Source organism: Nostoc cf. edaphicum LEGE 07299 (genome assembly GCF_015207245.1).
Taxonomy (GTDB): Bacteria; Cyanobacteriota; Cyanobacteriia; order Cyanobacteriales; family Nostocaceae; genus Nostoc; species Nostoc edaphicum_B.
Genome location: NZ_JADEXF010000185.1, coordinates 1 through 6,711 on the forward strand (window position 1 = coordinate 1; position 6,711 = coordinate 6,711).

General features: G+C 43.6%; 5 protein-coding genes. All 5 read left to right on the top strand.

What is annotated here, in order from left to right; genetic code table 11:
* Positions 1 to 317 precede the first annotated feature (317 nt).
* The 5 genes from IQ229_RS07595 (at position 318) to IQ229_RS07615 (ending at position 6,504) form a co-directional block, all read left to right on the top strand.
* Positions 318 to 1,388, top strand: coding sequence for an Mrp/NBP35 family ATP-binding protein (locus IQ229_RS07595; protein ID WP_194042615.1), 1,071 nt, complete (start codon positions 318 to 320; stop codon positions 1,386 to 1,388).
* Positions 1,389 to 1,555: 167 nt separating this feature from the next.
* Entirely contained in the window at positions 1,556 to 2,869 is a 1,314-nt protein-coding gene (rodA, locus tag IQ229_RS07600) for a rod shape-determining protein RodA (RefSeq protein WP_194042617.1), read from the top strand.
* A 299-nt stretch (positions 2,870 to 3,168) separates the two neighbouring features.
* The gene (locus IQ229_RS07605; RefSeq protein WP_094351697.1) at positions 3,169 to 3,366 is read left to right on the top strand and encodes an NAD(P)H dehydrogenase subunit NdhS; all 198 of its coding nucleotides are present in this window, start codon (positions 3,169 to 3,171) and stop codon (positions 3,364 to 3,366) included.
* Between the two features lie 191 nt (positions 3,367 to 3,557).
* Positions 3,558 to 4,214, top strand: a complete 657-nt coding sequence (locus tag IQ229_RS07610; protein WP_194042618.1) for an HAS-barrel domain-containing protein — start codon at positions 3,558 to 3,560, stop codon at positions 4,212 to 4,214.
* A 148-nt stretch (positions 4,215 to 4,362) separates the two neighbouring features.
* The gene (locus tag IQ229_RS07615; RefSeq protein ID WP_194042619.1) at positions 4,363 to 6,504 is read left to right on the top strand and encodes a cation:proton antiporter domain-containing protein; all 2,142 of its coding nucleotides are present in this window, start codon (positions 4,363 to 4,365) and stop codon (positions 6,502 to 6,504) included.
* Positions 6,505 to 6,711: the final 207 nt, after the last annotated feature.

Consider the following 6,711-nt stretch of genomic DNA (forward strand, 5'->3'; position numbering starts at 1 on the left):
GAGCAGCACTTCTCTACGAGACGCTGCGCGTAGCTTGCTTCCCCGCAGGGGTACGGCTACGCTCAGTGACCGGGGAGCAGGGGAGCAGGGGAGAAGAGTTTTCCCCTCAGCAAGAGTAGCACCCTGCCCTTCTGTCTCTTTTAAATGCCCAATGCCCAAAGAAAGTTAAGATTCTATTAGGTAATAATGCAATTTGCTAAGTTTTATCACGGCAGTAACAGTGATAAAACTTAGCTGACCTTAATTAAGAAGGCATCCAGTTAATAGCTAAGATGTTCCGCACAAGTGTATTTATTCTTTTTGAATTTTGAATTTTTATGTACGATGTTCTCGATTCCCGCTCTGTCTTAGAAATTTTGCGACCAGTTGAAGACCCAGAACTCCGCAAAAGTCTGGTAGAACTGAATATGATTCGCAACGTAAAAATTGACGGTGGTAAGGTTAGTTTCACTTTAGTGTTAACCACCCCTGCCTGTCCTTTACGTGAATTTATTGTCGAAGACTGTCAGAAAGCTGTCAAAAAACTCCCAGGCGTAACAGATGTCACCATAGAAGTGACGGCAGAAACACCGCAACAAAAAAGTTTACCCGATCGCACTGGCATTTCTGGAGTCAAAAATATCATTGCTGTTTCCAGCGGTAAAGGTGGTGTTGGTAAAAGTACGGTTGCAGTGAATGTAGCAGTGGCTCTAGCCCAAACTGGGGCGAAAGTCGGCTTGCTAGATGCTGATATTTACGGGCCCAATGACCCCACCATGCTGGGTTTGTCTGATGCTCAAATTACTGTACGTTCCACTGAAACAGGTGAAATCCTGGAACCTGCTTTTAATCACGGTGTCAAATTAGTTTCAATGGGCTTTTTGATTGACCGAGATCAACCAGTCATTTGGCGGGGGCCGATGCTCAATGGTGTAATTCGCCAGTTTCTCTATCAAGTGCAATGGGGTGAACTGGACTATCTGATTGTAGATATGCCACCAGGAACCGGAGATGCTCAGTTAACTTTAACGCAAGCAGTGCCGATGGCAGGGGCAGTAATTGTCACCACACCGCAAAACGTAGCTCTGTTAGATTCTCGCAAGGGATTGCGGATGTTCCAGCAAATGAATGTTCCAGTATTGGGGATCGTGGAAAATATGAGCTATTTTATTCCCCCCGACCGACCAGATAAGCAATATGACATCTTTGGTTCTGGTGGTGGCTCCAAAACAGCTGCTGAATTGGGAGTACCACTGTTAGGGTGCGTGCCGCTAGAGATTTCCACGCGAGTTGGTGGTGACAGTGGTGTACCGATAGTTGTTGGCGACCCAGATTCAGCTTCAGCAAAAGCATTAATAGCGATCGCTCTTACCATTGCTGGTAAAGTATCAGTTGCTGCCCTGACATAATTATAAATTTTGATTTCTATCTACTTCCTGGGCTAAAGCTTGGGAATACTAGGGACTGGGTATTAGGAAGTGGGGAAGCAGGGGAGCAAAGGAGAATAACCAATGCCCAATGCCCAATACCCAATTCCCAACTCCCAACAATTAAAGCTAAAGTCTAAACTGGCACAATGTTGTTAAAACGATCGCTCCCCAAAATTCGCTGGAAGTCTTGGGTTAAGCCCTGGCAGCATATAGATTGGCTACTTTTTTGTTTGCCGATTGCTGTTAGTATTTTTGGCGGCCTGATGATTCTCAGTACGGAACTGAAGCAGCCAGTAACTGACTGGTGGTGGCACTGGATGGTAGCGGGTATCGGCGTGCTTATAGCCCTATTTTTATCTCGCATCCGTTACGAACTTTTGATGCAGTGGCACTGGGTAACTTATGCAATAACGAATTTCAGCTTAATCATAGTGATGATTGCTGGTAGTAGCGCCAAAGGAGCACAGCGGTGGATTCCTATTGCTGGTTTCAATGTCCAACCCTCAGAATTTGCCAAAGTCGGCATGATCATCACCTTAGCTGCTCTGCTACACAGGCGCACTGCTTCTACTCTCGAAGGTGTTTTCCGCGTTCTGGCAATCACCGCTGTACCTTGGGGATTAATATTTTTACAGCCAGATTTAGCAACATCAATGGTTTTTTGTGCGATCGTCTTAGGAATGCTTTACTGGGCAAATGCTAATCCAGGCTGGTTAATTCTGATGATTTCTCCTGTGATCGCCGCTATTTTATTTAGTACGTCTTGGCCATTAGCAGAACCGATAATTTTATTTAAAGAACTATCTTTTGGCCCATTAGGGATAGTTTGGTCAGTTGCGATGGCTATTGTGGGCTGGCAAACTCTTCCTTGGCGGCGATTTGGTTTGGGTACTATCGGTGCTTGGACTCTCAATATCCTGGGTGGTGAATTAGGAGTCTTCGCCTGGAAGCATATTTTGAAAGAGTATCAAAAAGACCGACTAACTGTATTCATGAATCCCGATCACGATCCACTCGGTGCTGGATATCACTTAATCCAATCTCGCATTGCTATTGGTGCCGGTGAAATTTGGGGATGGGGTCTTTTTAAGGGGCCAATGACGCAACTGAATTTTGTACCGGAACAACATACAGACTTTATTTTCTCCGCAGTCGGGGAAGAATTTGGTTTTGTCGGTTGTTTAGTAGTGCTGTTTGTCTTCTGCTTAATTTGCTTCCGTCTCCTGCATGTTGCCCAAACCGCCAAAGATAACTTTGGTTCTTTGTTGGCTATTGGCGTTTTGTCCATGATTGTGTTTCAGCTGATTGTCAATATTGGTATGACAGTTGGTTTAGCACCTGTGGCGGGAATTCCCCTACCTTGGATGAGTTATGGGCGTTCTGCGATGCTGACCAACTTTATTTCCTTGGGAATAGTAGAATCGGTAGCAAATTTTCGACAAAGACAGAAGTATTATTGATTCGTCATTAGTCATTTGTCCTTTGTCATTTGTCAAAGATACAAGAGTTTTTGTACATACCTCGCAAGAGAGTCCGCCAAAAAAACTTTCTCTTTTCAGACTAATTCAAACTACCTTAAACAGTAAGAGTGCTATCTCAGACTTTCTTACTAATAACTAATGACTCTCGCATTACGGTTTGATCGATCATTTGTCCAAAGTCCAATTCTCATTTGTCCTTTGCAAATGACCAATGACCAATGACTAATGACTCTTAAGAAGTATTAAGCTATTAAAAGGAAACAAGCGAGGCTAAAAAAATGATTCTGCCTGGAGCAACTGTTCGCGTCAAGAATCCCGCAGATACCTATTATCGCTACGAAGGACTCGTACAACGGGTGAGTGACGGCAAAGTAGCCGTATTATTTGAAGGTGGTAACTGGGATAAATTAGTTACCTTCCGTCTGAGCGAATTGGAACTCGTAGAAACCACCGCCGGACGTAAAAAAGCCAAATAAGATTAGTCATTAGTCATTTGTTCTTTGTCATTTGGCAAAAACTAATGACTAATGACCCTTACGGGTGACGCTCGTGCCTCGCTAGCGCTGCGCTAACGCCAGTCACTCATGGGGGAAACCCCCATCGCCCTTGGCGTCTCCCCTTGGGAGAAGATCGCGCTGGCTCACCAATGACTAATGACTAAATCACTATGCGCCTCCCCTTACCACAGTTTGCCACTGGCGATCGCCATCCGAACCACATTGCGGAGGTGATTGAAACTACTAGTACTGAATTTTTAGCTCAGTGTTTGGAACCGGAAGATTTAAGCTTTCCCTCAATGCCACCCTTTGGTAGTTGGGTCTGTTCTGTAGATGAAGAATCTGGCAATAAAATTTATGCTGTAGTGTATTATGCCACAACTATGCCCATAGATTCCGTACACCGAGCGAGAGCTTTGGGGTTGTCCTTGCAAGACTTACGGGAAGAACAACCCCAAATATTTGCCATGCTCCGCACAGAATTCCGGGCTGCGATCGTGGGATTTGAACTATCTTCGCAAAATAAAAGTTATAACCAAAGAGTATATCAGTATCTTCCACCCCGTCCTCCGCAAATTCATCAAGCTGTTTATCGATGTGAACCAGAAGCTATCATTAAATTTACAGAAGAACTAGATTTTTTACGGACACTGCTTTGTATAAATGGTGCGCCAATCGAGTCTTTAACCGCAGCTGCCATTCGAGATGTATACCAGTTACGCAAAGCTGACCGACAATGGCTAATTAAAGCTGGACGTAGTTTAAGTGTGCTACTTAAAGACGACTACGATCGCTTACGGTTCATTTTGAGTCAAATCCACCCGTAGGTAGTTAATTCTTAAATAATTGCCTAGTTAGTGTAAATTAAGAAGATTTTTGATTTTTCGTCAGGTGGCTTCTCTATTTATTCATATTGATCGGGCGATCGCCCCCAAGGTAATCGCTATTTTACCATAGCCCCTTCAATTCCTATATATGGAACTAATATCACAAGTTCTTGTTCTGGAACCAACTTCCCAAGTTCTTGGCAAAGAACCAATTGTTCCCTTTGCTATTTTGTTGGTGGTCATCTTAGTTATACCCATCATGTTTGAGCGGCTAAGATTACCAGGATTAGTGGGTTTGGTTTTTTCAGGGCTAGTACTTGGGCCTTCAGGTTGGAATCTTTTTCAGTCTGACTCACCGATGATTAACCTACTATCAGACATTGGGTTAATTTATTTGCTGTTTGTTGCTGGGCTAGAAATCGATTTAGAACAGTTTCGCCGGAAAACAAGTCGTGCCTTTGGGTTTGCTAGCTTTACTTTCAGTGTACCCCTAGTCATGGGAACCTTAGTAGGGCTGATTTTAGGCTATGGCTGGAATACTTCAATCTTAATTGGCTCTTTATTTGCTTCCTATACCCTTTTGGCATACCCCATAATCAGCCGTTTGGGAGTGATAAACAACGAAGCTGTTTCTGTCACCATTGGAGCTACGATTTTTACAAACATTGGTGCAGTACTAATATTAGCCATTTGTGTAGCTGTCGCTCATGCTGAAGTATTCAGCTTTGCGAAACTACTCACTTTGTCTGGTTGGTTAGTTATTTACTCTGTGGCCGTTGTGACAGGCTTTGATTGGGCAGGCAAAGAATTTTTCAAACGGTCTGGAGACGAGGAAGGAAACAAGTTTTTGTTTGTGTTGCTTTCTGTATTTCTAGCAGCTGTGGGCGCTCAATTGATTGGGGTAGAAAAAATTGTTGGTGCTTTTTTAGCGGGTTTGGCAGTGAATGAAGCTGTGGGTGAAGGCCCAGTTAAAGAAAAGGTGGTATTTATTGGCAGTGTGCTGTTCATTCCCATTTTCTTTGTTGACCTTGGCTTACTGATCGATTTACCCGCTTTTGTAAATAATCTGAACACGCTCAAGTTAACGTTGTTGATCGTAGTTGGTTTGATTGTCAGTAAATTGATTGCAGCTTTGTTGACAAAACTGGTTTACCGCTATAAATGGCAAGAAATGCTAACGATGTGGTCGCTGTCACTTCCCCAAGTTGGTACAACGTTAGCAGCAACTTTAGTGGGATATCAGTCTGGGTTGCTGCCAGTAGAAGTATTACATAGTGTGATTGTTTTAATGCTCGTCACATCAACCTTGGGGCCGTTGATAACCAGTCGAATAGCTGTTGGTTTGAATTCCCCTCCAGCAGATGAAGATTCAGCACCACCCCTAGTTGAGGAGAATGCATCAGAAACAGACAATGCTTTTACTATAGTCGTACCTATATATAATCCTCAGACCCAGCAGTATTTGATTGAAATGGCGGCGTTATTAGCACGTCAATCTCATGGCAAAATTATACCTTTAGCGATCGCTACTGCTGCTGCTCACATGGATGCGCCCCAGCTAGAAGCGTCTCTACAACGGAGTGAGTGGTTATTGAATAAAGCCACTAAACAAAGTCGAGCCTTGGGCGTAGGCGCAGAACCAATGCTGCGAATTGATGATGCCTTTGCTCAAGGAATTAGCAGAGCGGCTCGCGAACAAAAGGCTAATTTAATCGTTATGGGTTGGGGTAAACGGACTGGGTTACGAGCGCGTTTATTTGGGAATGTGATTGATGGTGTGCTTTGGGCATCTCATTGTCCAGTAGCAGTGACACGTCTAGTAGAATCACCGAAAAAAATTCAGCGGATCTTAGTACCAATAGAAAATTTAACAGCACCGACATTACAACCCGTGCAATTTGCCCAGATGCTAGCAGAGGCAAATCAGAGCCACATTACTGTGCTGAATGTGTGCGATCGCCGCACTAGTTCTAGTAAAATTGCTTGGAGGCGATCGCATCTTTCCCTATTGGTATCTAAATTGGCTTTGGCCAATGCCCCAGAAATTCAAATTATCGCTCACGAAAATGTTGCCCAAGCAATTTTGCAGGCAGCAAGATTATATGATTTAGTAATTTTACCTTTTATACGTAATCGTACTAGTCCTGGAGGGTTAGCCATTAGCGATGTCACAACCCAGCTAGCGAGACAACTCACCTGCTCAATTATCATGCTTGGAGAACCGCAACGAACTCAAACCACAAATTTAATTATGTCTACCACGGTTAGCAGCATTACATCTGCTGTATGATGTAAGGCAGGATACAGTTCAAGTAAGTAGACTTGGGCTGCGTTAGCGTAGTCCGCCGGAGGCATCAAATTTCCAAAAATCTTGGCAATTAATGAATCGGCTGTAGGGATTTATATCTGTATTATTTGCATATATTTGTAGCGCGGGTGTCAACCCGATCGCGACTAGTTTTTGGTATCCAATTAAAAAATCAATAACCGTAAAAAT

Coding starts and splice junctions, on each gene's coding strand:
- rodA (WP_194042617.1), top strand. CDS start 1,556: ATGTTGTTAAAACGATCGCTCCCCAAAATTCGCTGGAAGTCTTGGGTT.
- IQ229_RS07595 (WP_194042615.1), top strand. CDS start 318: ATGTACGATGTTCTCGATTCCCGCTCTGTCTTAGAAATTTTGCGACCA.
- IQ229_RS07615 (WP_194042619.1), top strand. CDS start 4,363: ATGGAACTAATATCACAAGTTCTTGTTCTGGAACCAACTTCCCAAGTT.
- IQ229_RS07610 (WP_194042618.1), top strand. CDS start 3,558: ATGCGCCTCCCCTTACCACAGTTTGCCACTGGCGATCGCCATCCGAAC.
- IQ229_RS07605 (WP_094351697.1), top strand. CDS start 3,169: ATGATTCTGCCTGGAGCAACTGTTCGCGTCAAGAATCCCGCAGATACC.